This is a genomic window from Pseudomonas wadenswilerensis, assembly GCF_024749185.1.
Taxonomy (GTDB): Bacteria; Pseudomonadota; Gammaproteobacteria; order Pseudomonadales; family Pseudomonadaceae; genus Aquipseudomonas; species Aquipseudomonas wadenswilerensis.
The window spans coordinates 5622311-5646542 of record NZ_CP087191.1; the positions used below are offsets into that span (position 1 = coordinate 5622311).

The following is a 24232-nucleotide window of genomic DNA, read 5'->3' on the forward strand; positions in this document are numbered from 1 at the left end:
CCCAAGCCAGCGGCTATGGCACCTGGCGCGCCAGGCGGGTCAGGATCCGGTCCAGGGCGTTGGCAAACGCCTGCTTCTCGCGGTCGCCATAAGGCGCCTGACCACCACCGACCTGCCCTTGCTCGCGCAAGTCGGTGAACAGGTTGCGCACCGCCAGGCGCTCGCCCATGTTGCGCTCGTCGAATTCCTTGCCGCGCGGGTCGAGGCAGGCAACACCCTTCTTGACCAGGCGATCGGCCAGCGGCACATCACTGCAGATCACCAGTTCGCCAGGCACGGCGTGCTCGACCAGGTAATCATCGGCGGCATCCGGACCACTGGGCACGACGATCAGTTTGACGCAGGCAAAGGCCGGCTTGATCTGACTCTGCCCGGCCACCAGCACCACTTCCAGCTGTCGCTTGAGAGCGAACTTGACCAGTTGATCCTTGGCCGCCTTGGGGCAGGCGTCGGCATCGATCCACACACGCATGGCACAGATTTCCAACAAAAACGGGGGAACAGTATCCCTGCTCACCCGTTTCGCTTCAAATCAGCCCGCCAGTTGGCGGCGCTTCTCGGCCAGGCGGCTGCGCCCGTAGAGGATGGCAATGGCCAGCAGCGCAACTACCTGCGCCGCCAACGAGTAGGCATCGGCATGAATCCCCAGCCAGTCGAAATCGAAGAACGCCACCGGCCGTGTACCGAACACCCCGGCTTCCTGCAGGGCCTTGACCCCGTGCCCGGCAAACACCACCGACAAGGCGCACAGCAATGCCGCGTTGATACTGAAGAATAGCGCCAGCGGCAGCTTGGCCGAACCGCGCAGGATCACCCAGGCCAGGCCGACCAGCAGCACCAGCGCCGTGGCGCCACCGGCCAGCACCGCGTTGTGCCCGGCGGGGCCGGCCTGCAGCCAGAGGGTTTCGTAGAACAGGATGACTTCGAACAACTCGCGGTACACCGAAAAGAACGCCAGCACGGCAAAACCGAAGCGCCCGCCGCCACTGACCAGGCTGCTCTTGATGTAGTCCTGCCAGGCCGCCGCGTGGCGGCGATCGTGCATCCACACGCCCAGCCAAAGCACCATGACGCTGGCAAACAGTGCCGTGCAGCCTTCAAGCAATTCGCGCTGGGCGCCGCTGACGTCAATCACATACGCCGCCAACGCCCAGGTACCGAGCCCGGCAAGCAGGGCCAGGCCCCAGCCCACGTTGACGCTGCGCACCGCCGATTGCTGGCCGGTATTGCGCAGGAAGGCGAGGATCGCCGCCAGCACCAGGATTGCTTCCAGGCCTTCGCGCAGCAGGATCAGCAGGCCTGAAATGTAACTCAGCGACCAGCTCAGACCATCACCGCCAAGCAGGCCGGCGGCATCCTTGAGCTTGGCCTTGGCCGCATCCAGGCGCTGTTGCACCTGCTCCAGCGGCAAGCCGTCCTGCAGTGACTGCCGGTACGCCATCAGTGACTTTTCGGTGTCCTTGCGCACGTTGGCATCAACGTTGTCCAGCGAGCTTTCAACCAGCTCGAAACCTTCCAGGTAGGCCGCTACCGACAGGTCATAGGCTTGTTCGTGGTCGCCGGACTTATATGCCGCCAGGCTCTTGTCCAGGGTACTGGCGGTGTACTCCAGCAGTTGCGCCGGGCCACGCTGAACCTGTGGCGGCTGGGCACGCTGGGCGCGGAACCGGGCAAGCGCTTGCGGCCCTTCACTGGCTTCGACTTCGGCCGGCGTCTGACGGGCCAGGTCGGCGAGGTTGTAGGCTTTGTCACCCTTGGCCTTGGCCGGGTCGGCAGTGAAGCTGGCGACATAGGTCGCCAGGTCCCAGCGCTGACGCTCATCGAGCTGGTCGGCAAACGACGGCATGTCGGTGCCTTCGATACCCAGGCCGAGCGTATTGTACAGGTCGAACAGGCTCAAACGGTCGAGCCGCTCGGCGCTGCGCAGGTTCGCCGGCGGCGGGGTCAGGTCGAGGCCGGCCGGGCCGTCGCCAGCGCCGGTATCGCCATGGCACACCGAGCAATGCTGGGCATACAGCGGCGCGCCGCGGCTCGGGTCCGGGGTAATGATCGGCGCCTGGCTGACTTCATAGGCCACCGCCAGTTGCGCGCCGAGCAGACGGGCCTGACGGGCGACGCCCAGGCCGTCCTGACGCTGGCTGACCGCCTGACGCAAATTGACCACACCTTGCTCCAGGGCCTGGCGCTCCGCACGCGCAGGCAAGGCGACGATCAGCCCCTGAAGCACATCGATGAACTCGAGCTGCTCGCGGTATTCCCCTTCGTCAATGACCTTGCCTGCCTCAACGGTGGCCGGGTAATCGGCACCGATGTAATCGAGCAGGTGCAGGGCCTTGGCAGCGCCATCGGTGCTGTCGGCCAGCAGTGTGGCACTGCTCAACGCCAGCACCGGCCAGAGCAGCCAGGCGAGTAAGCGGGAACGGGGAATCATGAGCGACTCTCAAATGGAAATACGAGGTAAAGCATTGTTCACTTCCACTGCCCTTCGCTCAAGGCTTGTCAGGCTGATCCTTGAAAAATTTTGTGACAAATAGCCCTGAATCCCTTCCGGCTAAAGAACAACCGTTCGTCGGCCGATATGTGAATGCTGGCACAACGGCAGTTTCAAAAAGCAAAACGCCATTAATTAGCCAGCAAATGCGTTTATAATGCCGCGCCGCTATATAGCGGATAAGAATTTAGGCTCTTCTTTTAAGAGGATTTGGCGATATCGCCAGAGAGATGACAGCCGTCTCGCCCCCCAGGCCTCTCATCAATTCAGGGAAGAAGAATTCAGATGGCATCCCGTGTCCTCACCGTCGCGACCCTGGTCGCGGCCATCCAACTGGCTGGTTGCTCGGCCTTTCGCAGTTACGACAGCGAACTTCAGGAAACCAACCAGCACCTGAGTAGCGGCAACGTCGACGCTGCCCTGCAACTGCTGGAAAAGAACAACAAGGGTGAGGACAAAGACCTTCTCTACTACTTCGAGAAAGGCGAACTGCTGCGCTCCAAGGGCGACCTGGCCGGCAGCCAGCTGGCCTGGCGCAGTGCCGACGACGTGGTGTTCAAGTGGGAAGAGTCGGTCAAGCTGGACACCGACAAGTACCTGAGCCAGTTCGGCAGCTACCTGGTCAACGACAAGGTCCGCCGTTACGAAGGCTACGACTACGAAAAAGTCATGCTGACCACGCAGATGGCCCTCAACCTGCTGGCCCAGAACGACTTCGACGGCGCCCGTACCGAAATCAAGAAGACCCACGAGCGTGAAGCGGTCATCGCCGAGCTGCGCGACAAGGAGTACCTCAAGCGCGAAGAAGAGGCCGAGAAAGAAGGCGTCAAGACCGAGTACAAGGAGCTCCAGGGTTACCCGGTAGCCAGCCTCGACGCTCCGGAAGTGGTCGGCTTGAAGAACAGCTACCAGAGTGCGTTCAGCCACTACCTGTCCGGCTATGTGTACGAAGCCCTGGGCGAAAAAGGCCTGGCTGCACCGGGCTACCGCAAGGCTGCCGAGCTGCGCCCGAACACCCCGCTGCTGGAGCAGGCCCTGCTCGAACTGGACAAGCCCGCAGCGAAAACCACCGACAGCGACGTGCTGATCGTGATCCAGAGCGGCCTGGCCCCGGCCCGCGACTCGGTGCGTGTCCCACTGCCGTTGCCAATCAGCGGCAACCTGGTAATCACCCCGCTGTCGTTCCCGGTGATCAAGGAAGACACTTCCACTGCGCACTTCAGCGAGATCTACCTGAATGACCGCGAGCTGAAGCTGACCGCCCTCAACAGCACCACCGCCATGTCGCGCCGCGCCCTGCGTGACGACATGCCGGGGATCATCCTGCGTACCAGCGTACGGGCCATCTCCCGTGGCGTGGCACAGAAGCAGCTGAACGACGTCAACCCGTTGGCCGGCCTCGCCGTCGGTATTGCCTCGACCATCACCGAAGGTGCCGACACCCGCACCTGGCGCACCCTGCCTGACGAAACCCAGGTTGCCCGCGTGCGCCTGCGCCAGGGCGAGCACCAGCTCAGCCTGCCGTCGAGCCTGGGTGGCAGCCAGGTCAGCGTGAAGATCGACCGCCCGTTTCAGGTCGTCACCCTGCGCGTGGTCGGCAACCAGGTCTTTGCCGGTGGTCCAGCCCTGCATGTGGAAACGAAAGCCGCGGGTCAGGCCGTCGCCAGCCTCAAACAACCTTAAGGAAGCGTCATGCGTATCAAATTGCTCGCCGTTCTCGTCACTGCCCTGCTGGCCGGTTGCGCGACCCCGCCACCGCCAGAGCCTGGCAGCGCCGCCAGCAAGGTGGTGAAGATGGGCAAACTGAAGAACATCGAAACCGGCCCGATGCGCGTTGCGCGCGAGAACGGCTTCCTGACCGTCAAGGTGTCGCTGAACAACACCAGCGGCAGCAACAAAACCCTGTTCTACCGCTTCGCCTGGCTGGGTAACGACGGCTTCCCGGTTGCCGATGAAGAAAGCTGGAAGACCGTGATCCTGTACGGCAAGCAGGCCAGCGTGTTGCCGGCTATCGCACCCGTGCCGCAGGCCACCGATTTCCGCCTTGAAGTTCAGTCTCAGTAATCATTTTTGCAGGAGCACCTTTTCATGATTGCACGCATTTCCCTCGCCGCCCTCGCCATTGCTCTGGTCAGCGGCTGCAGCACCCCGTCGCCGGTCCTGGGCGGCAAGAACATCGGCTACGGCGACAGCAAGGCCGTGGAACTGGTCACCAACGAGTTCGGTTCGACCGACCTGCAGATGATCGCCGAATCCATGACCCGCTCCCTGGCCCAGTCCGGCATCCTCCAGGGTCGCCCGGTGGTGCAGGTCTATGACGTGAAGAACAAGACCAGCGAGTACATCGATACCCGCGAGATCACCACCTCGATCAAGACCCAGTTGATGAAGTCCGGCACCGCCCGCTTCGCCAGCGACAACACCCAGATGCAGAGCCAGGTCGACCAGCTCAAGCTGCAGAACCAGAGCGGCCTGTACAAGAAGGGCACTGTGGCCAAGACCGGCAACATGATCGCCGCCAAGTACCGCCTGGAAGGCTCGATCAGCTCGATCGTCAAGCGCAGCAGCGACTACAAGGACGTGTTCTACAAGTTCAGCCTGCAGTTGATCGACGTTGAAAGCGGCCTGGCCGAGTGGATGGACGAAAAAGAAATCCGCAAGACCACGGAGCGCTAAGCAATGCGTGCATGGATGGGCGTTCTGGGCCTGGCTTGTGCGTTCAGCGTGCAAGCGGCCCCCAAGGTCGCGGTCACCGACCTCGCGTACCAGGAGCGTGTGGAGCAGTACATCCACACGGTCTCGGCGCAGAGCAGCGGCCAGGCAAGCATGTACCACGCCAGTGGCTCGTCGAGCTACAGCGAGTACGAGAGCCGCGACAGCTACATCGAGCAGACCGAACTGCGCAAGTTCACCGGTGACATCAAGGGCGAGATTCTCAAGTCCGGGATGTTTCAGCTGGTTCAGGGCACGCCCTACACCGCCGATGCCAAAGGCGACGTGTATGACGTGATCCGGCGCATCAAGAACGGCAACTTCAAGGGCGCCGACTACGTGCTGTTCGGCACCTTGTCGGATATCGATTTCCAGCGCGATATCACCTCCCTGGACAACACCAACAGCTATTCGGCCATCCTTGGCCTGAGCCTGGTGGCCGACTTCAGCCTGATCAACACCAAGACCTACGAGATCACCTCGGCGTTCACCGCCATGGGCGAAGGCCAGGACACTAAGCTGGTCAACAGCCAGGATGTGCGGGTAACCCTGAACCGCCCGCGGGTGGTGCGTGAGGTCTCGAAGGAGTTGGGAATGGACGTTGCGCGGCAGATGGCCGAGCAACTGGGCGGTAGCGTACCAGGGCACGAACGTGCACCGGCGCGCAACAACTTGCCGCCTGATGAGCCGGCGCAGATTTTGCGCTGAGAAAGCAAAAAGGCGACCTTCGGGTCGCCTTTTTTGTGTGCGGTGAGTTTATCGCGGGTTCCTAAACCGGCGCCCGACGGATACTCGCCAGCAACGTCGCCGCGCCCAGGAACAACCCGGCAAAGGTACGGTTCATCCGCCGCTGCTGCCGGGGCGTGCGCAGCAGGCGCAACACCTTGGCTGCAAGCCCGGTATAACCCGCCATGACCATCAGGTCGACCGTGACCATGGTCGCGATGATGATCAGGTACTGCGGCAGCAGGGCCGCATGCGGGTTGATGAACTGCGGCAGCACCGCGAGCATGAAGATCAGCGCCTTGGGATTGCTGACGTTGACCAGAAAGCCACGGAACACCAGGCTCAGCGGCTTGCCGATGGGGCGTACGGCGGAATTGTCGCTGATGTCAGCCGGCAGCGCGCGCCACTGCTTGACCGCCAGATACACCAGGTAGGCAACACCGAACCATTTGATGACCTGGAACGCAGTGGCTGATGTCGCGAGGATGGCACCGACGCCGGCGGCAATGATTGCAATCTGCAGCACCAGGCCCAGCTGCAGGCCTAGCGCGTTCCAGTAGCCGCGCCAGAAGCCGTATTGCAGGCCACAGGACATCGAGGCAATGGCCCCGGCCCCCGGCGACAGACTGATTACCCAGCAAGCGGCAAAAAATGCCAACCACGTTTCCAATAACATCGCGCACCTCGGCACTAACTTGTTACAAACCTCTAAGCTAGTGCCCTGGCGAAAAAATCACCACGATTTTTTTCTGCGACCGATCAATTGTCCGAAGTTTTGCTTTCGCTCACCAGCGGCAGTACTTCGGCACCGCGCCAGCGCCGTACCGATTTCTGGAAGAACTGGCTGTTGGGCACCTGCACCAGCGCACCGCCAGCCTCCGGCAGTTCGATCAAGGTGGTGAACAACAGGTTGATCGCGACCACCCGGCCTTTGACGCCGGGCTTGTCGATGGTTTCGACCAGCTCGACCACATCACCGATGCGAAATGGCCCGACGGTAAAGATCAGCACCGCGCAGAGCAGGTTCGACAGCACGCTCCACATGGCGAAGAACGCCACTGCCGCCACCGCAACGAAACCGGACAAGGCGGTCCACAGCACTGTGGCGGAAACCCCCAGGCGTTCGAGGACGAAGATCAGCGCACTGCCCATGATCAGCCAGCGCAGGCCACCGCGCAGCGGCATCAGCAGCTCGGGCGGCAACGGATAGCGCTCGCCCAGGCGCTTGAGGCAACGCGCAACCACACGCTGCAGGATGAACGCCGCCGAAAGGATCAGCAGGATCTGCAAACCCAGCCAGAACGGTGCGATCCATTCCACCGGCAATGGCCATTGCAAGGATTCCATCAGGACAACGCCTCCAGCTCCGCCTGCATGCTCTCAAGCGTCTCCAGGGCAGCCATCCAGGCTTCTTCCAGCTCCCCTTCACGGACCTTGAGCCTGGCTTGTTGAGCCAGCAGGTCACGCAGCTCGTCCTTGCGCGCCGCCTCGTAGAGCGCGCTGTCGCCGAGGCCGGCGTCGACCTTGGCGAGTTGCTCATGCACGCTGCCCAACTCGCGCTCGAGCTTGTCGGCTTCACGCTTGTGCGGTGCCAGCTGCTGACGCAGGGCCGCTGCGGCCTGGCGCTGAGCCTTCTTGTCGGTCTTGTCGGCATTGACCGGCGCGCTGCTCACCGGAGCATTGCGTTGACGGTACTCGACCAGCCAGCGGCTGTAGTCGTCCAGATCGCCATCGAAAGCCTCGACCTTGCCGTCGGCTACCAGCAGGAAGTCATCGGTGGTGCTCTTGAGCAGGTGACGGTCGTGGGAGACCACCAGCACCGCGCCACTGAACTCTTGCAGGGCCATGGTCAGCGCCAGGCGCATTTCGAGGTCCAGGTGGTTGGTCGGTTCATCGAGCAGCAACAGGTTCGGCCGCTCCCAGGCAATCAGGGCCAGAGCCAGGCGGGCTTTTTCGCCGCCGGAGAAGTTCAGCACCGGCTCGTCAATGCGCCCGCCACGGAAGTCGAAGCCACCGAGGAAATCGCGCAGCGTTTGCTCGCGCTCGGTCGGCGCCAGGCGTTGCAGGTGCAGCAGCGGGCTGGCCTTGTTGTCCAGCGAGTCGAGCTGATGCTGGGCGAAGTAGCCAACCGAGAGGTTCTCGCCACGCACCAGGCGCCCGCTCAGGGGCTCCAGCTCACCGGCGAGGTTCTTGATCAGGGTCGACTTACCAGCGCCGTTCGGGCCCAGCAGGCCGATCCGGGCACCCGGCGTGAGCTGCAGCTTGACCTTCTCGAGGATGGTCTTGTCGCCATAGCCCAGACGGCCTTCGGACAGATCGAGCAACGGGCTGGAGATTTTCTCCGACTCGCGGAAGACGAAGTCGAACGGCGAATCGACATGGGCCGCCGACAGCTCTTCCATGCGCTCCAGGGCCTTGATCCGGCTCTGCGCCTGACGGGCCTTGGTAGCCTGGGCCTTGAACCGGGCGATGTACTTTTCCATGTGCGCGCGCTGGGCCTGTTGCTTCTCGTAGGCCTGTTGCTGCTGCGCCAGACGCTCGGCACGGGTGCGCTCGAACGCGGTGTAGCCGCCACGGTAGAGGGTCAGTTTGCACTGCTCGACATGGGCGACATGATCGACCACGGCATCGAGGAAGTCTCGGTCGTGGGAAATCAGCAGCAGCGTGCCGGGGTAGCCCTTGAGCCAGTCTTCCAGCCAGAGGATGGCATCGAGATCCAGGTGGTTGGTCGGTTCATCGAGCAGCAACAGGTCGGACGGGCACATCAGTGCCTGGGCCAGGTTCAGGCGCATCCGCCAGCCACCGGAGAAGTCGCCGACCCGGCGGTCCATCTGCTCGTTGGTAAAGCCAAGACCCGCCAGCAACTTGCGCGCCCGGGCGTCGGCGGTATAACCGTCGGCGCTGTCGAGTTCGATGTGCAGGCGTGCCAGCGCAGTGCCGTCGTGGGCGGCTTCGGCCGCAGCCAGGTCGGCCTGGACCTTGCGCAGGCGGGCATCGCCGTCGAGTACATAGTCGACCGCCAGGCGGTCGAGGGTATCGACCTCCTGGCGCATGTGCGCGATGCGCCAGTCCGCAGGCAGCTGACAGTCACCGGAGTCGGGCGTCAACTCGCCGCGCAGCAAGGCGAACAGGCTGGATTTACCGGCGCCGTTGGCACCGATCAGGCCGGCTTTATGACCGGCGTGCAGGGTCATCTCGGCGCCTTCTAGCAGGCGCTGTGGACCACGCTGTAAAGTGAGGTTCGATAGTCTGATCATAATGGCCGCGGAGTCTACCAGCTTCGTCGGCAACTGGCGCGAGTGGGACCATGCACACCGACCTGTGGAATTTTGCCCTGAAGCTTTACGCCCGACCAGGCGTGGAAGCCGCCTGCCTGCAGTGGCAGGACCTGGGTGGCGACGTCTGCCTGCTGCTGTGCGGCATCTGGCTTAGTGCCCGTGGCGTAGCAGCGAACGAACAACGGGTGCGACAGCTCACGGAGCTGGCCGAGACCTGGCAAACCGAAGTAGTGAAACCACTGCGCGCCCTGCGTCAGTCCTGGCGAGACGAGGCAGCCAGGGATCCGCAATTGACGGGATTGCGCGAGCAGGTAAAAGGTCTGGAGTTAGCGGCAGAACGCATCCTGCTGGAGCGCCTTGAGACGGCCTGCAAGAACTGGGCAGCAACGCCCGAAACCGCACTGGACTGGATAAGCTGGCTGGCCCCCGAAGGCGCCGGTGCGCATCACGACGCGCTGCACAGGCTGCGCGCCGTGATGCTGACGACTCAGGACGCCGAAGACGGGGTCTGAGCGGCCGGTGTTACCGAAGCTGCTGGTGCAGACGACGCAGCGGCTGCCGGTGCAGGAGCAGCGGCTGCTGCCGGTGCTGCTGGAGTAGCCGGCTTGGCTGCTGGTTTGGCTGCAGCAGGCTTTGCAGCAGGCTTGGCGGGTGCTTTTACGGCAGCAGGCTTAGCGGCTGGCTTGGCGGCGGGCTTTGCCGCGGCAGGTTTGGCAGCGGGCTTAGCCGGGGCTTTTGCCGCGGCCGGTTTGGCTGCAGCGGTACGGGCCGGAGTTTTTGCGGCTGGCTTGGCTGCTGGTTTTGCCGCTGCTGGTTTAGCGGCAGGTTTTGCGGCAGGTTTTGCCGCAGCGGGTTTAGCTGCCGGCTTGGCTGCCGGTTTTGCCGCTGCAGTTTTCGCCGCAGGCTTGGCAGGGGCTTTGGCAGCAGGCTTGGCGGCCGGTTTGGCAGCAGCAGGCTTGGCTGCAGCAGTGCGCGCGGGTGCTTTAGCAGCAGGCTTGGCTGCTGGTTTGGCGGCGGCTTTAACGGCCGGTTTTGCCGCAGGCTTGGCAGCAGGTTTGCTCGCGGCTTTGGCCGGTGCCTTGGCAGCAGGTTTGGCGGCTGGCTTGGCAGCAGCCACTGCAGCAGGTTTGGCCGAACGCAGGGTCAACGCCTTGGCGGCGGCTTCCTTGACCTTGCCAACACCCTGGGCCAGTTTCAGGCTTTCCTGAGCGTCACGCTTGAGTTGCAGGATGTAGGTGCGCGTTTGCGATTGACGGTCCTTCAAATTGTCGAGCAACTTTTCCAGTTCGGCCACAGCGTCCTTGGCCTTGCCCTGTGCCTTGGCTTTGCCAGCCTTGGCAGCGTCCTGCAGTTTAAGACGGGACTTGTGCAGTTTTTCCTGTGCCTTACCCCGTTGTTTTTCCAACTTGGCGAGCAGTTTTTCAGCATCAGCCAGCGCTTGCGAGCAGGCATTTTCCAAATGATCGAGCAGGCTGCCCGAGAGTTGCTGGAGCAGGTGCAACGGCGTACTTACTGGCTTCTTATTGGCCGACATGGTTTACCTCCTGGCTGACGAGATTGCGGCTCATACTATGCTTCTGCTGCTACCGCCGCTAGGGCATGTTGACAGTATTAAATGCGCCGCGTTGCATGCCTGGGCAAAGTTGTTATCGCTGCAGCTGGAAACAAGTGTAGATGCTGCACAAAGTGTTGCTGATATTTACACGAAGTGACGAGCGAAGGCTGGCATACTTTGTTTCCTCTGAAGCAGGAGCGAGCCTGTGCCGCGCTATCTAATCCTTACCCTGTTGCTATTGCCGACATCGTTAATTGCAGCGCCTGAAACTACTTCGACAAGTGACCATGACCTGGCCTACAGCCTGGGCGCCAGCCTGGGTGAACGCCTGCGTACCGAAGTTCCCGGCCTGCAACTCGATGCCTTGATCGAAGGGTTGCGCCAGGCTTATCAGAACAAGCCGCTGGCGCTGAGCAAAGAGCGCATGACGGCAATACTCAGTGAACATGATGCCCAGGCCAACGAGGCTGCAGTTCAAGCCCAGACCGAACAATTGCTGAGCGCAGAGAAACGTTTCATGGCCACTGAACGGGCCAGGCCCGGAGTGCGTGAACTGGCTGAAGGCATACTCGTAAGCGAATTGCAGGCCGGCACTGGCAGCAAACCCAAAGCGGGAGGCAAAGTCCAGGTTCGCTATGTTGGCAAGTTGCCGGACGGCACCGTGTTCGATCAGAACCAGCAGGCACAGTGGTTCAATCTGGACAGTGTTATCGAGGGCTGGCAGGTGACATTGCCGCAGATGGCGACCGGGGCGAAATGGCGGCTGGTGATCCCTTCGGCGCAGGCTTACGGCGCCGATGGCGCGGGTGACCTGATTGCACCCTATACGCCGCTGGTGTTCGAGATCGAACTGCTCGGGGTTGCCGACTGAGGGTCGGCAGCACCGTCAGGCCTGGACTTCCTCTTTGACCTCGTGCGCGTTGTGCAGCACTTCGATCAGACAGTCTTCAAGCTCGAAACGCTCGTGCAACAAGCTGCCGAGCTTGCCCAGCTTTTCCGCGAAACGTTCAGGGTCGTTACAGTCGCCCTTGTCGCAGTGATCGTTGAACGCCGAAGCGATTTCAGTGATTGCGTCGATGCGAGGGCTGATCTGCTTGGCCAGCTCGAGGCTGCGAGTATCACCAAACGCCTTGGCTTCGCTGACCAGTTGTTCGCTCACTTCGAAATGCCAGGCTGACACGTAGTCGATCAGCACCGCACAGAAGTCCCGGCTCTTGTCCTTGTCGGCAAAGGCCGGCTTGGCATCACGCAGCTCGCGGAAAGCCTTCACCAGCTCTGCACGCTCGTCCAACCAGCGGTCAATGAGCTTATGAACCCCACCCCAGCGTTCCTGAGCATTCTGACAACTATCTAGCATGGCGATCTCTTCCCTTCTGGGTAATGCCCCTGCCCCCGCGCCGCAAATGTGCAGAGCAAAGGTGGAATCAGCAGAGCGGCATCGAGCAGCTGTGTTTTCGGTATGCGTGCAGGGAGATTATTCCCGTGCGCCCTAGCCTTCAAGGTACGCACGCGACAAAGTTCATACAAGTGTTTAATCCGACCATCCTTTGCCGCCGGTCGCTTGCACTGTGAAAAACTTCGCCTCAGTTTTTTACTGCGCGGGTGAACAGGGGGCGGGTGCGGCCGAGCAGGCGGAAGGTCGGCAAGGTTGCCAGCAACACAAAGGACAACAGGCTCCATTCAGGCAGGGTCAGGTCCAGGAAACTCCAGTTGATAGGCACGCAATCGGGGCTGCCGATGACCATTGCCTTGATGACCTGGAGCGTTGGCATGCTTTCGATAACGTAGTCAAAAGCCGGTTCGCACTCGGTGCTTGAAAGCGCCGGATTGCCTTGTAGCCACACGTGCCGGGCGGCGAGCAGCGCGCCACCTGCGGCAAAGAACAGCGCCAGAGCGGCATAGATGCGGGTACCCAGACGCCCCGGGGAATGCACCACCGCGCAGAGGCAGACCACGGCAAACGCGCCCAGGAACAAGCGTTGGCTGTAGCACAGCGGGCATGGCACCAGGCCCATGCCGAATTCCAGGTAATAGGCGGCAGCCTGGACCAGTATCGATGCCAGCAACGCCGGGAAGAATAGTGAACGCAAGCGGGCCAACGACATGGCGAATCCAGGAGCGCAATAGACAGGCGATAACGGTAGAGGAAAGGCGCGGCTTGTATCAAGGCAAGACAGTCGGGACTAGTCCCTGAACGACTGGGGAAGTATCCCGAACTCAGCAAGAAAAATGCGTAGGTATTTGAAGGAAAACTTACCGGCTAACGCAGGAAATTGGCTCAAGCCCATAGGCCCGCGTTTTTCGGCGCGCCCATGGGTAACTCAAGCTCGCACGACCTCTGGCAGTGGCAATGCCAGCAGACGCTCATCAAGCATGCCCAGGCCTTCCTGGAACAATTGGTTACTGCGTTCGGTATCACCCAAGCCAGCAAGCAGGCGCGCCAGTTCGGCACAGGCCTCGGGATTGCGCTGCACACGCAAACTGCTTTCCAGGTAATCCCGCGCCTTGCCCCACAAGCGGTTCTGCAGGCTCAGGCGGCCCAGGGTGAGCAGCAGGCTTGGATCGTCAGGATGCTCCTTGAGCCAGCCTTCGGCCGTTTGCAACTGGCGAGCCAGGTCGCCGCCGCGCACCAACCCGTACAGCCGGGCCAGATGGCTTTCGTACTGACGCTTGAGGGCTGTACGCAAGACCTGCTCGGCCTCGCTTTCAGCACCCAGCTGGCGTAGCTGCTCGGCATAGGCCAGCACCAGCGGCGGTTCCTGACGCTGCGCAGCGGTAAGCTGCTGCCAGGCGCGCTCAAGGGATTGCCGCGCGGTCTGTTCATCGCCTTCGCGGCTGGCCGCCAGGCTCAGGTTCTCACCCCAGGCACGGCGCTCCAGTTCAGCCAGCTCCGGCGCCGGCAGCACTTTGTCCTTGCGCAGCTCAGGCAGCAGGCGGATCAGTGCTGACCAGTCGCCACGCTCGCGATACAGACGCTGCAACAGGCGCAACACCTGAACGTTGTGCGGGTGACGCTCCTGCATGGCCTGCAGGGTAACCAGGGCCGCGTCGCTGTCGCCGCGGTCCATCTGCAACTGGGCGTGGCTCAGGGCAATGGCCAGCTCGGCTTCGGGCTGACGCTCCAGGGCACGCTCCAACAGGTTGTCACTGTCTTCGGTGCGGCCCAGCTCATTGGCGGCACGCGCGGCGCCGAGGTAGTACAGCAGCGGTTGACGCTCGGCTTCGGCAGCGCGATGCAGGTGACGTTGAGCGCTGGCCCAGCGACCCTCGGCGAGGTCCAGTTGGCCCTGCTCGATGGCCAGTTGCGTGCGACGGCTGCGGTTGCGCCGCGACCAGGGGTTGACCACCCCGCCTGAAGTCAGCACCAGGCCGACCAGGTAGCGCACCAGCAGCACCGCCAGGATAATCCCGGCCAGCGCCGCCAGGGCTGCCCACAGGCCCGACTGATAGCGAAAGCTGCCGTAGGAGATCAGCACATAGCCGCTGTGCTTGGCGATCGCGATCCCGAGCGCAGCAGCCACTGCAATGGCCACCACCGCCAGCAGGTAGACGCGCTTCATGGCTTGGCCTCCTCGACCGGCAGATGCCGGCGCTCAAGGTAGGCCTGAACGGCACTGATGCTGTCTGCCAGGTCCGGCACCACCACCGCAACCGGCTGCTCGGCCAGCTCGTTGAGAGCGGCAAGCATTGCCTGGCTCTGCGGGTTGTCCGGGTTGAAATTGGCCAACAGCACGCTCCTGGCGTCATCCAGGGCCTGGGTATAGACCTTGGCTTCGCCATTGAGCGCAGCCCACTGGGCTTGCTCGATCGTCAGGCTCAGGGCCAGGCGCAACTGATTGAGCGATTGCCCGGCCAGCAGCGGACGAACATTGTCGTCGGCGTTGAAATCGATCTGGAAGTACTTGGACAGCTCGGCCCACCACTGCGACCAGCGACTGGCGCCATCACCATCAGCGGTCAGGGCTCCCAGCGCATCGGCATTGCTGTTGAACTCCGGCGACTGGGCACTGAGCTGCAGCACTTGCTCGCGCTGGGCTGTCAGCTTCAGGAACAGGCCGGTGCGATCGGGCTGCTGGACGCTGTTGAGGGTGGCCAGGCTCTTGGCCAGTTGCTCGCGGGCGGCAAACGACCCCGGGTCGCTCTGTTCACGGAGGATTTCGTCTGCCCCCTTGACCAGCTCGCGGGCACTGACGATGTCCTGCAAGGCGGATAGACGCAGGCTGGCCAGGCGCAGCAGGTGCTCGGCTTCGGCCAGGCGCCAGTCCTTGCGGCTGGCGCCGAGGATGGTCTCCAGGCGCTGGCTCAAACGCTGCTGATCACCCTGCAGTTGGGCGACCAGGCGACGACGGTCTTCCAGTTCGGAAGCAGGCGGCAAAACGGCCAGCTGTGCAGAAAGTTGCTGCTCACGCTGCTGCAGGGCCCGGGTTTGCTCGCTCAGGGCCTGCAGGTTCTGCACCTGCCCCTGCTCGGCACCCTGGAGCTGGCGAACCTGCCATACGCCCCACCCGCCAACTGCAACACCCGCCGCGCCCAGCAGCAAGGCCAGGATTGCCAGACCATTACCGGACCGCTTGGCCGGTTCCACGGGGGTTTGCGCAGCAGCCTCAGGGGCCTTCAGTTCATCGTTGGGCAAGACAGTTTCGCTCACGTATCCATCCTTTGCTTTGCGGCACGTCGCCAATCAGCTTAGCGCCTTAGGGGGCTGGTGCAGGAGTTTCCTGCAATGTTGCCAGCAAAGCCGTGGCGCTGGCACCACGGCAATCCACTACATTCTGTGCGCCACTGGCGCGGGCAAGTTCCGCCACCCGTGGGCTGGGCACGAACAATGGCAGCTGCGCCAGCCGTGGCCAGTCTTCGCCCGCCAGTTGGCGCAAGTGTTCAAAACCCTGCCCACTGCTGACCACCAGGCCGTTCAGGCGTTCCCCGGCAATACGCCGGGCCAGGACAGCCTCAGGGTAATGCGGCAGATAGCGGCGATACAACTCGAGGTAATCGACACGGGCACCCCGTGCAGCCAAGCGTTCGGCGAGCAACTCGCGCCCGCCTTCGCCGCGAATGATCAGCACCCGGGCTTGCGCCTGGCTGATCGCTGCGGTCAATGCCGGCAGCTGCAGCAGCGCTTCGCTGTCGTCACCTTGCGGTGGATAACTGACGTTGAGGCCATGGTCGTCGAGGATCTGCGCGGTGGCTGCGCCGACGGTAAACCAGGCTTGCTCGGGCGGCGGCTGCCAGTGCGCATTCAGCTGTTCAACCGCCAGGCGCGCAGCCGGCTTGCTGACGACAATGATCGCGCAGTACTGATCAAGCGCTTGTACCTGGCGAAGCTGCGCTGGCGTCAGCGCCAGCGGCTCGATTTCCAGCAACGGCAAGCTGCTGCTGAACACGCCCTGTTCGGCAAGCGTCTGGGCCAGCACCGAGCACTCTTCTGCCGGCCGGGTCAGCAGCAGGCGCCAGCAGCTCACGGATGCCCGGCCTCGCCGTAGACCGCCTTGAGGATGTCCTCGGCACCTTGCCCGAGCAGGTCTTCAGCGACCTTGATGCCCAGCGCTTCGGCATCCTGGCGCGGCGCGCGGGCCTGGGCAGTGAGCAGCTTGCCGCCAGCCGGCTCGCCAACCAGTCCGCGCAGCCACAGCTGCTCGCCTTCGAGCACCGCGTAGCAAGCGATCGGCACCTGGCAGCCACCATTGAGGTGCTTGTTCAGCGCCCGCTCGGCAGTGACCCGGTCAGCGGTGTCGGCGTGATGCAGCGGGGCCAGCAGCGCATGGATTTCGCTGTCGGCGCTGCGGCACTCGATGCCCACCGCGCCCTGGCCGCCCGCAGGCAGGCTGTCGTCGACACTGATGCTGGAGGTGATGCGGTCTTCAAAACCCAGGCGGATCAGGCCGGCGGCCGCGAGGATAATGGCGTCGTACTCACCGGCGTCGAGCTTGGCCAGGCGGGTGTTGACGTTGCCACGCAGGAAGCGGATTTCGAGGTCAGGGCGGCGGGTCAGCAACTGGGCCTGGCGGCGCAGGCTGGAGGTACCGACGATGCTGCCGGCCGGCAGCGCCTCAAGGCTGTTGAAGGTGTTGGAAACAAAGGCATCGCGCGGGTCTTCGCGCTCGCAGATGCAGAACAGGCCCAGGCCTTCGGGGAAGTCCATCGGCACGTCTTTCATCGAGTGCACGGCGATGTCGGCCTGGTTCTCGAGCAGCGCGGTTTCCAGTTCCTTGACGAACAGCCCCTTGCCGCCGATTTTCGACAGCGGCGAGTCGAGCAGCTTGTCGCCACGGCTGACCATCGGCACCAAGGTCACGACCAGACCGGGATGGGCCTGTTCCAGACGGGCTTTGACATATTCGGCCTGCCACAGGGCCAGGGCACTTTTGCGGGTGGCAATGCGGATTTCGCGAGTGGACATGGAACGATCCGTACGAGATAGATTCTCCCGATGATAACAGCTCAGTCCAGACCGCTAGCAGATCTAAATCATGGTAGGAGGCGACCTTCCCTGGCCGTCGACTGCTCCATGGTCCCCGCCCTTAAAGCTGTTGCATCATTTTGCGCACACCGGCCACATGTCGGCGGCTGACAATCAGGGCATCGCCATTGAGGCCCTTGAGAAATAGCTGGAAATGCCCCAGCGGCGTGCGCTGCAGGCGTTCGATGCGGTTGCGGGCGACCAGGGCGTTGCGGTGAATACGCACAAATCGCTCGCCGAACTCGTCTTCCAGCGCCTTGAGCGGTTCGTCGAGCAGCACTTCACCGGATTCGTGGCGCAGGGTCACGTACTTGTGGTCGGCAATGAAATAGATCACCTGATCGAGGGGGATCAGTTCGATGCCCTTGCGGGTACGGGCACTGATGTGGCTGCGCGGGCCGCTGCCGCTCTCGGCTGCCGGACGGGTCAGGGCCGCCAGTTGCACGCGGTTGGGGCGCTCGGCCTTTCTCAGGGCTTCGCGCAGGCTGTCGGGTTGCACCGGCTTGAGCACATAGCCCAGGGTGCTGTCCTTGAACGACTGTACGGTGAACTCATCGTCACCGGTGCAAAACACCACCGCAGGCGGTGCTTCACGCTCGCACAGCCGGGCAGCGACCTGCAGGCCATCCAGCCCCGGCATGCGAATGTCGAGCAGGACCACCTCGGGCTTGAGGCTGTCAATCAGGGCCAGAGCCTCTTCGCCATTGGTGGCGCTGGGCTCCAGCACGGTATAGCCCTCCAGTTCGCCGAGCAGTCGGCTCAGGCGTTCCCGGGCTTGGGGTTCGTCATCAACGATCAGGACATTCATATTGCGCTGGATTCCTGCGTGAGTCTCGCACAAGGATAGCGTAGACAGGTGAGGTGACGACCGTCACGGCGATCCACGCTCAGACTCGCACGATGGCTAAAGATTCACTGGCTCGGCAGGAAACATGCCGAGCCTCTGTCCAACTGTAGACGGTTGCCGCAACACTGCCGTTCAATCGATAAATATCCTGTTGCAAGCGCGCTGTCGCGGGCCTGTGCTGCGACATAAACCCGCATTTACGCCGACCGCCGCACTCCGGCAGGGCCGCCAATCCTGCTATGATCGACGCCACTTTTTCCGTTCACGCCTTCAACGAGTGAATCCATGAGCACCGACAAGACCAATCAGTCCTGGGGCGGCCGCTTCAGTGAGCCCGTCGACGCCTTCGTCGCCCGTTTCACCGCCTCCGTCAATTTCGACCAGCGCCTGTATCGCCACGACATCATGGGTTCGATCGCCCACGCCACCATGTTGGCGAAGGTCGGCGTTCTCACCGACGCCGAACGCGACACCATCATTGATGGCCTGAAGACCATCCAGGGCGAAATCGAGGCCGGCAACTTCGACTGGCGCGTCGACCTTGAAGACGTGCACATGAACATCGAAGCGCGCCTGACCGACCGCATCGGCATCACCGGCAAGAAGCTGCACACCGGCCGTAGCCGCAACGACCAGGTCGCAACCGATATCCGCCTGTGGCTGCGTGACGAGATCGACCTGATCCTGGCCGAAATCACCCGCTTGCAGCAGGGCCTGCTGGAACAGGCCGAGCGCGAAGCCGAAACCGTCATGCCCGGCTTCACCCACCTGCAGACCGCCCAGCCGGTAACCTTCGGCCACCACCTGCTGGCCTGGTTCGAGATGCTCAGCCGCGACTACGAGCGCCTGATCGACTGCCGCAAGCGCACCAACCGCATGCCCCTGGGCAGCGCCGCGCTGGCCGGCACCACCTACCCGATCGACCGCGAACTGACCTGCCAGCTGCTGGGCTTCGAAGCCGTGGCCGGCAACTCGCTCGACGGCGTCTCCGACCGTGACTTCGCCATCGAATTCTGCGCCGCCGCCAGCGTGGCGATGATGCACCTGTCGCGTTTCTCGGAAGAGCTGGTGCTGTGGACCAGCGCCCAGTTCCAGTTCATCGACCTGCCTGATCGCTTCTGCACCGGCAGCTCGATCATGCCGCAGAAGAAAAACCCGGACGTGCCGGAGCTGGTACGCGGCAAGACCGGCCGTGTGTTCGGCGCCCTCACCGGCCTGCTGACCCTGATGAAAGGCCAACCCCTGGCTTACAACAAGGACAACCAGGAAGACAAAGAGCCGCTGTTCGACGCCGCAGACACCCTGCGCGACTCGCTGCGTGCCTTTGCCGACATGATCCCGGCGATCAAGCCACGCCACGCCATCATGCGCGAAGCGGCCCTGCGCGGCTTCAGCACCGCCACTGACCTGGCCGACTATCTGGTGCGCCGCGGCCTGCCGTTCCGTGACTGCCACGAAATCGTCGGCCACGCGGTGAAATACGGTGTCGATACCGGCAAAGACCTGGCCGAAATGAGCCTGGACGAACTGCGCCAGTTCAGCGACCAGATCGAGCAGGACGTGTTCGCCGTGTTGACCCTCGAAGGCTCGGTCAACGCCCGTGACCACATCGGCGGTACTGCGCCTGCACAAGTACGCGCTGCCGTAGCCCGCGGCAAGGCGCTGCTCGCCGCGCGCTAAGCCCTGTCGCGTGCTGCTGCCCGGCCAGTTCTGACTGGGTGGCAGCACTTGGCCTTCAAGGCTTGCTTGAGCGCACCATCTCCAGGAAAGCAGGCATCTGCGCTTCCTTGTCGGCGGCAATTTTCTGCACGTTCGGGTTGTGCTTGAAGCGCTCCAACAGCTCACGCGCTTGCGGGAAGTCTTCCAGCACGTCGATGGCGAAGACCTTCTTGCCTACGGCATAGGCCAGGTCGACGCTAAAGCAGAACAGCATGTCGGCGAGGGTCAGGCTGTCGCCGGCCACAAATGGGCTGAACTTGCCATTGCGCTTGAGGGTGGCGATACCGGCCAGCAATTCGGCCTTGGCCTTGGCCTTGATGGCGTCATCGACCCGTGCGCCGAAAAATGCTTCGGGGTAGCAGGCGCGGGCAGGCAGTTCGATGTACAGCTCGATCTCCTTGGCCAGCTCGTGCACCTTGGCCTGGGCAAAAACCCCTTCAGGCAATAGCGCCTTGCCCGGCTGAGTCCGCTCGATGTAGTCGAGGATCAGGTTGGTTTCGCTGATAAAGCCCTCTTCGGTCTCCAGCACCGGCACCTTGCCGCGCGGGCTGAGCTTCAGCGCTTCGGGGCTGTGGCCGCCGAAAAACAGCACTTCTTCAAACGGCACGCCCTTCTCCAGCAGCGCCAGTTTGGCCATGTTGTAGTAGTTGCTGACCGAAAATCCATGAAGCTTGAGCATGAAACAGCCTCCAGGCCGTAAAGGGGTTGGCCGGGTTGTTATAGACCCAAGTGCCGGGCACTGACCAGCATCATGGAGTTCGTCGATAGCAAGGCATCGGTGCCCGGCTCGTGGCAAACTGGGCCCCCCTAAAGAGGAAAGCGCCCATGAGCGAACCAACCGATATCGACAACGACGAAGAAGAGTTCGCCGAGTCGACCCTGATCGAAGCCATCGAGAACCAGATCGAAAGCGACAACCCGCCGGCGGCCAAGGCCACGTTCAACAAGCTGACCCTGGTGGGCTACGAGCGTGAAGATATTCTCAACCTGATGGCCCATGTGCTGGCCTACGAGATTGACGCGATGCTCGAAGACGACCGCGCGTTCAACACCGAATGGTACGAAACCGCCTTGCGCGCCCTGCCCGAGCTGCCGCCGGAAAAGGTCTGAAGCAAAGCAGGATTTCCCTGACTACACTGCAAAACCAGGCACCGGCGACGGTGCTGCCCTCCTTGTCTGGAAGTCGGAGTCTCTATGTCGTTTACCCCCGAACTGATTGCCGAGCTGGAAGTCCTTGCCTTGTTCAACCTGGATAGCAGCCAGGAAGGCATCAAGGTCCATAACACTGCCTCCAAGGAGGTGATCGCCGCTGCGCGTCGCCTGTACGAGAAAAAGCTCACCGACCAGCCCGATGGCGGGTATCTGACCAGCCTTGGTCACGATGCTGCCGAGAACGTGCAGGTGTTGCTGAACATTCTGAATGTCGTCGAACCTGCCTGATCGGGACTGCCTTGCAGTCCATCGCCGGCAACGCCGGCTCCCACAGTGGGGGCTGGCCTTGCTAGCGGTCGTATCCACACCAACGCTAATAAAATGGCGTCAAAATTAAAATAGCTTAAACTCGCCATTGCTCCCCAGACGGCCGGTTTAGCTCGCCATGAACCACCCCCACGAAATTCGCCCCGACCTCGACCAGGGCATTGACCGCAAGGTGCTCAGCCAGCTGCGCCAACGTTTCCTGACGCTCAACCAGGGGCGCCTGGGGCGGGCCATGGACGGGCTGTCGAGCCGGCAACAGCAGGTGCTGACCCTGCTGCCGCTGTTTTTCCACGTCAATCACCCACTGCTGCCCGGTTATGTATCCGGCAACACACCGGCGGGCGTCGCCAATTTCGAGCCTGATGCCCCACTGCTGGCCGAAGCCCAGCGCCTGACCCGCTCGTTCTCGTACAAGGCCCGCCGCGGCAACCCGCCCCAGCCGATTCACGGGCTGTACCTGATGGGCAGCCTGGGCACCCTGGCCCAGGCCGAGCAAAGCGATATGGACGTCTGGGTCTGTCACGCCGCCGACCTCAGCGAAAGCGAACTGGCAGAGCTGCGCAAGAAATGCCTGCTGCTGGAAATCTGGGCTGCCAGCCAGGGCGCCGAAGCCCACCTGTTTCTGATCGAGCCGCAAAGCTTCGTCCAGGGCGAGCGCGACGGCCAGCTCAGCTCCGATGACTGCGGCACCACCCAGCATTACCTGCTGCTCGACGAGTTTTACCGTACCGCCATCTGGCTCGCCGGGCGCACGCCCTTGTGGTGGCTGGTACCGGTCTACGAAGAAACACGCTACCGGCAATACATCGATACCCTGCTGTCCAAGCGCTTCGTGCGCGCCGAAGACAACCTCGACCTCGGCAACCTTGCGCACATCCCGCCGGGCGAGTTCGTCGGCGCCGGGTTGTGGCAGCTGTTCAAGGGCATCGAGTCGCCCTACAAGTCGGTGCTCAAGCTGCTGCTCACCGAGGTCTATGCCAGTGAACACCCGCAGGTACAGTGCCTGAGCCTGCAGTTCAAGCAGGCGGTGTTCAGCAATCGCCTCGATCTCGACGAGCTCGACCCGTACATGATGGTCTACCGGCGTATCGAGCAGTACCTGCAAGGCCGTGGCGAACGTGAGCGGCTGGAGCTGGTGCGGCGCAGCCTGTACTTGAAGGTGAACAAGAAACTCAGCGGCCTGGCCCGCCAGCGCAGCGTCAGCTGGCAGCGTGACCTGCTGCAGCGCCTCAGCCAGGAATGGGGCTGGGATGAGCGCCAACTGGCGCTGCTCGACAGCCGCAGCCAGTGGAAAGTCCGCCAGGTGGCGGTCGAGCGCCGTGAGCTGGTGGCCGAGCTGAACTACAGCTACCGCTTCCTCTGCCAATTCGCCCGCAGCCAGAACGCTATCAGCCGCATCGACCAGCGTGACCTCAGCGTCCTCGGCCGGCGCCTGTACGCCGCCTTCGAACGGCGCGCCGGCAAGGTCGAGTTCATCAACCCGGGGATCGCCCCGGACCTCGCCGAAGACACCCTGACCCTGGTCCAGTCGCCCAACCGCAAGGAACCCGGGCAAACTCACTGGGGCCTGTATAATGGCAACCTGGGCGTACACGAGTGGGAGCACTTTGCCCCGATCAAGCGTTGCCGCGAACTGCTCGAATTACTGACCTGGGCCCACCGCAATGGCGTGATCGACAGCAGCACGCGCCTGGCCCTGCACCCGGGCAGCAGCGACCTCAGCGAGTACGAGCTGTTCAACCTGCTCGGCAGCCTGCAACAGAGCGTCGCCCTACCCCTGCCGGTGGTCAGCGAACAGCGCCTGCTGCAACCGAGCGTGGCGGACGAGATCCTTCTGCTGGTCAACGTCGGCATCGACCCGCTGCAGCACCACCGCGACCTGAACATCCTGATGACCACCGAGCGCACCGACTCGCTGAGCTATGCCGGGGTGCGCGAAAACCTGGTGCTGACCCTCGATCAGGTCACGCTCAATAGCTGGAACGAAGTGCAGGTACACCGCTACGACGGCGAACATGCCCTGCTGCGCTGCCTGCGCGATTACCTCAACAGCCTCGGTGCCGGCCACACGCCGAGGCTACGGGTGCGCTGTTTCTGCCACAACCGTGCCCAGGCCATTGCCCTGCGGGTCGAGGAAGTGTTCGCCACTACCCAGGCGCTGCTGGCGCAGAACCTCAACCACCGCTACCTGTTGCAGGTTGAGCAACACACCCATGTGCTGGAACTGCAAAGCGGCGCGGTGAACCTGGTGACCCTGGAAGATCAGGACGCCGTGCTGCGTTACCTCGGCGAAGAGCGCAGCGATTACAGCCCCCTGCACCTGGACGCCAACGCCCTGCAGGAGCTTGACCTGGCCCAGCTGCTGTCCCTGGGGCAGCCGCAGTGCATCCAGTTGTTCTATCGGGTGCAGGACGCCTGGGCGGATGTCTATGTGCTCGATGAGCACAATGCGCTGTGGCAGCAGCGCCTGCCGTTCCACGATGAAAACAGCCTGTTGCTGCCGCTGCAGCGCTTTTTGCAATCAATCGTGTTTCGCCGCGAAGCGCGCCTGCCGCTGGACAACCTGCAGGCCCAAGGCTCACTGGATATTCTTTATTACCAATTGTTGCCATCGGGTACCGGCAAGGTCCGCCAGGTGGAAGCGCGCCAGGTCGAGGTCAAAACTATCGACCGGCCGTACTACGAGGTGCAGGCGATTTTGCAGGCAGGCGCCAGCGACGACGTGCAAGTCACGCTGTACTGCAATCAACGGGAGTTTTCCCAGCTCGAGCACGGCGACCAGCTGTATGCCGTGGTCGCCCGCGAGATCATCGAGCAGCGCCTCGAGGCCGAGCGCTACCGGTGTTACATCACTGACCTGGACCTGTCCGGCCTGCTGGCCGACGGCCTGGGTTCGAGCATCTTGTACCTGCGCTACAAGGGCGAACTGGAGCGGGCGCTCAACGAGGCCCTGGCGCAGGCTTGA

At 62.7% G+C, this 24232-nt stretch carries 24 protein-coding genes and 1 pseudogene; 10 read left to right on the forward strand and 15 right to left on the reverse strand.

What is annotated here, in order from left to right:
• Positions 1 to 13: 13 nt before the first annotated feature.
• Entirely contained in the window at positions 14 to 472 is a 459-nt protein-coding gene (locus LOY45_RS25850) for a YaiI/YqxD family protein (protein WP_115084767.1), read from the reverse strand.
• Positions 473 to 532: 60 nt separating this feature from the next.
• Positions 533 to 2431 carry a cytochrome c/FTR1 family iron permease gene (locus LOY45_RS25855; RefSeq protein WP_258578560.1) on the reverse strand — a complete coding sequence of 633 codons (1899 nt, stop codon included), beginning with the start codon at positions 2429 to 2431 and terminating at the stop codon, positions 533 to 535.
• Positions 2432 to 2776: 345 nt separating this feature from the next.
• Between LOY45_RS25855 and LOY45_RS25860 the strand changes: the two genes are divergently transcribed.
• Genes LOY45_RS25860 through LOY45_RS25875 form a run of 4 tightly spaced genes read left to right on the forward strand, consistent with a single transcriptional unit; the run spans position 2777 to position 5911 of the window.
• Complete coding sequence (locus tag LOY45_RS25860) at positions 2777 to 4174, forward strand: COG3014 family protein (RefSeq protein WP_115084764.1); 1398 nt, start codon at positions 2777 to 2779, stop codon at positions 4172 to 4174.
• A 9-nt stretch (positions 4175 to 4183) separates the two neighbouring features.
• Positions 4184 to 4555, forward strand: coding sequence for a YcfL family putative periplasmic lipoprotein (locus LOY45_RS25865; RefSeq protein WP_258578561.1), 372 nt, complete (start codon positions 4184 to 4186; stop codon positions 4553 to 4555).
• Positions 4556 to 4579: 24 nt separating this feature from the next.
• Entirely contained in the window at positions 4580 to 5167 is a 588-nt protein-coding gene (gene lpoB / locus LOY45_RS25870; protein WP_115084760.1) for a penicillin-binding protein activator LpoB, read from the forward strand.
• 3 nt (positions 5168 to 5170) lie between these two features.
• The gene (locus LOY45_RS25875) at positions 5171 to 5911 is read left to right on the forward strand and encodes a penicillin-binding protein activator LpoB (protein ID WP_115084758.1); all 741 of its coding nucleotides are present in this window, start codon (positions 5171 to 5173) and stop codon (positions 5909 to 5911) included.
• A 61-nt stretch (positions 5912 to 5972) separates the two neighbouring features.
• Here the strand turns inward: LOY45_RS25875 and LOY45_RS25880 are convergent, their stop codons facing one another.
• From LOY45_RS25880 to abc-f, 3 genes are all read right to left on the reverse strand, one after another.
• Positions 5973 to 6605, reverse strand: coding sequence for a LysE family transporter (locus LOY45_RS25880; protein ID WP_115084756.1), 633 nt, complete (start codon positions 6603 to 6605; stop codon positions 5973 to 5975).
• 83 nt (positions 6606 to 6688) lie between these two features.
• Entirely contained in the window at positions 6689 to 7276 is a 588-nt protein-coding gene (locus LOY45_RS25885) for a mechanosensitive ion channel family protein (RefSeq protein ID WP_115084754.1), read from the reverse strand.
• Positions 7276 to 9186, reverse strand: a complete 1911-nt coding sequence (gene abc-f / locus LOY45_RS25890) for a ribosomal protection-like ABC-F family protein (protein WP_115084998.1) — start codon at positions 9184 to 9186, stop codon at positions 7276 to 7278. The genes LOY45_RS25885 and abc-f overlap by 1 nt, the downstream gene beginning before the upstream one ends.
• 50 nt (positions 9187 to 9236) lie before the next feature.
• On the opposite strand from abc-f, the gene LOY45_RS25895 reads away from it, so the two are divergent.
• Positions 9237 to 9719 (forward strand): TIGR02444 family protein, encoded by a 483-nt coding sequence (locus LOY45_RS25895; protein WP_258578562.1) that lies wholly within the window; start codon positions 9237 to 9239, stop codon positions 9717 to 9719.
• On the opposite strand, the gene LOY45_RS25900 is transcribed toward LOY45_RS25895, so the two are convergent.
• Positions 9695 to 10741 (reverse strand): AlgP family protein, encoded by a 1047-nt coding sequence (locus LOY45_RS25900; RefSeq protein ID WP_258578563.1) that lies wholly within the window; start codon positions 10739 to 10741, stop codon positions 9695 to 9697. The two genes, LOY45_RS25895 and LOY45_RS25900, sit on opposite strands and share 25 nt — an antisense overlap.
• Before the next feature lie 226 nt (positions 10742 to 10967).
• Here LOY45_RS25900 and LOY45_RS25905 point away from each other — a divergent pair, with 226 nt between their 5' ends.
• Positions 10968 to 11633: an FKBP-type peptidyl-prolyl cis-trans isomerase gene (locus tag LOY45_RS25905; protein ID WP_115084749.1), complete on the forward strand. Its 666-nt coding sequence runs from the start codon at positions 10968 to 10970 to the stop codon at positions 11631 to 11633.
• A 15-nt stretch (positions 11634 to 11648) separates the two neighbouring features.
• Here LOY45_RS25905 and rsd read toward each other — a convergent pair whose 3' ends face one another.
• The 8 genes and pseudogenes from rsd to LOY45_RS25945 form a co-directional block, all read right to left on the reverse strand.
• On the reverse strand, positions 11649 to 12119 hold the full coding sequence (rsd, locus tag LOY45_RS25910) for a sigma D regulator (protein ID WP_258578564.1): 471 nt from the start codon (positions 12117 to 12119) through the stop codon (positions 11649 to 11651).
• A 226-nt stretch (positions 12120 to 12345) separates the two neighbouring features.
• Complete coding sequence (locus LOY45_RS25915; RefSeq protein ID WP_115084745.1) at positions 12346 to 12867, reverse strand: disulfide bond formation protein B; 522 nt, start codon at positions 12865 to 12867, stop codon at positions 12346 to 12348.
• A 216-nt stretch (positions 12868 to 13083) separates the two neighbouring features.
• Positions 13084 to 14322 carry a heme biosynthesis protein HemY gene (locus tag LOY45_RS25920; RefSeq protein ID WP_115084743.1) on the reverse strand — a complete coding sequence of 413 codons (1239 nt, stop codon included), beginning with the start codon at positions 14320 to 14322 and terminating at the stop codon, positions 13084 to 13086.
• Positions 14319 to 15410: a uroporphyrinogen-III C-methyltransferase gene (locus tag LOY45_RS25925; protein WP_258578565.1), complete on the reverse strand. Its 1092-nt coding sequence runs from the start codon at positions 15408 to 15410 to the stop codon at positions 14319 to 14321. Before LOY45_RS25925 ends, LOY45_RS25920 begins: the two co-directional genes overlap by 4 nt.
• 46 nt (positions 15411 to 15456) lie before the next feature.
• Entirely contained in the window at positions 15457 to 16224 is a 768-nt protein-coding gene (locus tag LOY45_RS25930; RefSeq protein ID WP_258578566.1) for a uroporphyrinogen-III synthase, read from the reverse strand.
• A complete protein-coding gene (gene hemC / locus LOY45_RS25935; RefSeq protein ID WP_115084738.1) occupies positions 16221 to 17162 on the reverse strand; it encodes a hydroxymethylbilane synthase in 942 nt (313 codons plus the stop codon). The genes LOY45_RS25930 and hemC overlap by 4 nt, the downstream gene beginning before the upstream one ends.
• 121 nt (positions 17163 to 17283) lie before the next feature.
• Positions 17284 to 18030, reverse strand: a complete 747-nt coding sequence (locus LOY45_RS25940) for a LytR/AlgR family response regulator transcription factor (protein WP_115084737.1) — start codon at positions 18028 to 18030, stop codon at positions 17284 to 17286.
• Positions 18027 to 18134, reverse strand: a pseudogene (locus LOY45_RS25945) (sensor histidine kinase); the annotation flags it as partial. The gene LOY45_RS25940 and the pseudogene LOY45_RS25945, both read right to left, overlap by 4 nt.
• A gap of 220 nt (positions 18135 to 18354) precedes the next feature.
• Between LOY45_RS25945 and argH the strand changes: the two are divergent.
• Positions 18355 to 19749, forward strand: coding sequence for an argininosuccinate lyase (argH, locus tag LOY45_RS25950; protein ID WP_258578567.1), 1395 nt, complete (start codon positions 18355 to 18357; stop codon positions 19747 to 19749).
• Positions 19750 to 19804: 55 nt separating this feature from the next.
• Here the strand turns inward: argH and LOY45_RS25955 are convergent, their stop codons facing one another.
• A complete protein-coding gene (locus LOY45_RS25955; protein ID WP_134064926.1) occupies positions 19805 to 20467 on the reverse strand; it encodes a glutathione S-transferase family protein in 663 nt (220 codons plus the stop codon).
• 146 nt (positions 20468 to 20613) lie between these two features.
• Here LOY45_RS25955 and LOY45_RS25960 point away from each other — a divergent pair, with 146 nt between their 5' ends.
• The 3 genes from LOY45_RS25960 (at position 20614) to LOY45_RS25970 (ending at position 24232) form a co-directional block, all read left to right on the forward strand.
• Positions 20614 to 20898 carry a hypothetical protein gene (locus LOY45_RS25960; RefSeq protein ID WP_010221131.1) on the forward strand — a complete coding sequence of 95 codons (285 nt, stop codon included), beginning with the start codon at positions 20614 to 20616 and terminating at the stop codon, positions 20896 to 20898.
• Positions 20899 to 20982: 84 nt separating this feature from the next.
• Positions 20983 to 21228, forward strand: coding sequence for a TIGR02647 family protein (locus tag LOY45_RS25965; RefSeq protein WP_045200993.1), 246 nt, complete (start codon positions 20983 to 20985; stop codon positions 21226 to 21228).
• 157 nt (positions 21229 to 21385) lie between these two features.
• Complete coding sequence (locus LOY45_RS25970; RefSeq protein WP_134064928.1) at positions 21386 to 24232, forward strand: class I adenylate cyclase; 2847 nt, start codon at positions 21386 to 21388, stop codon at positions 24230 to 24232.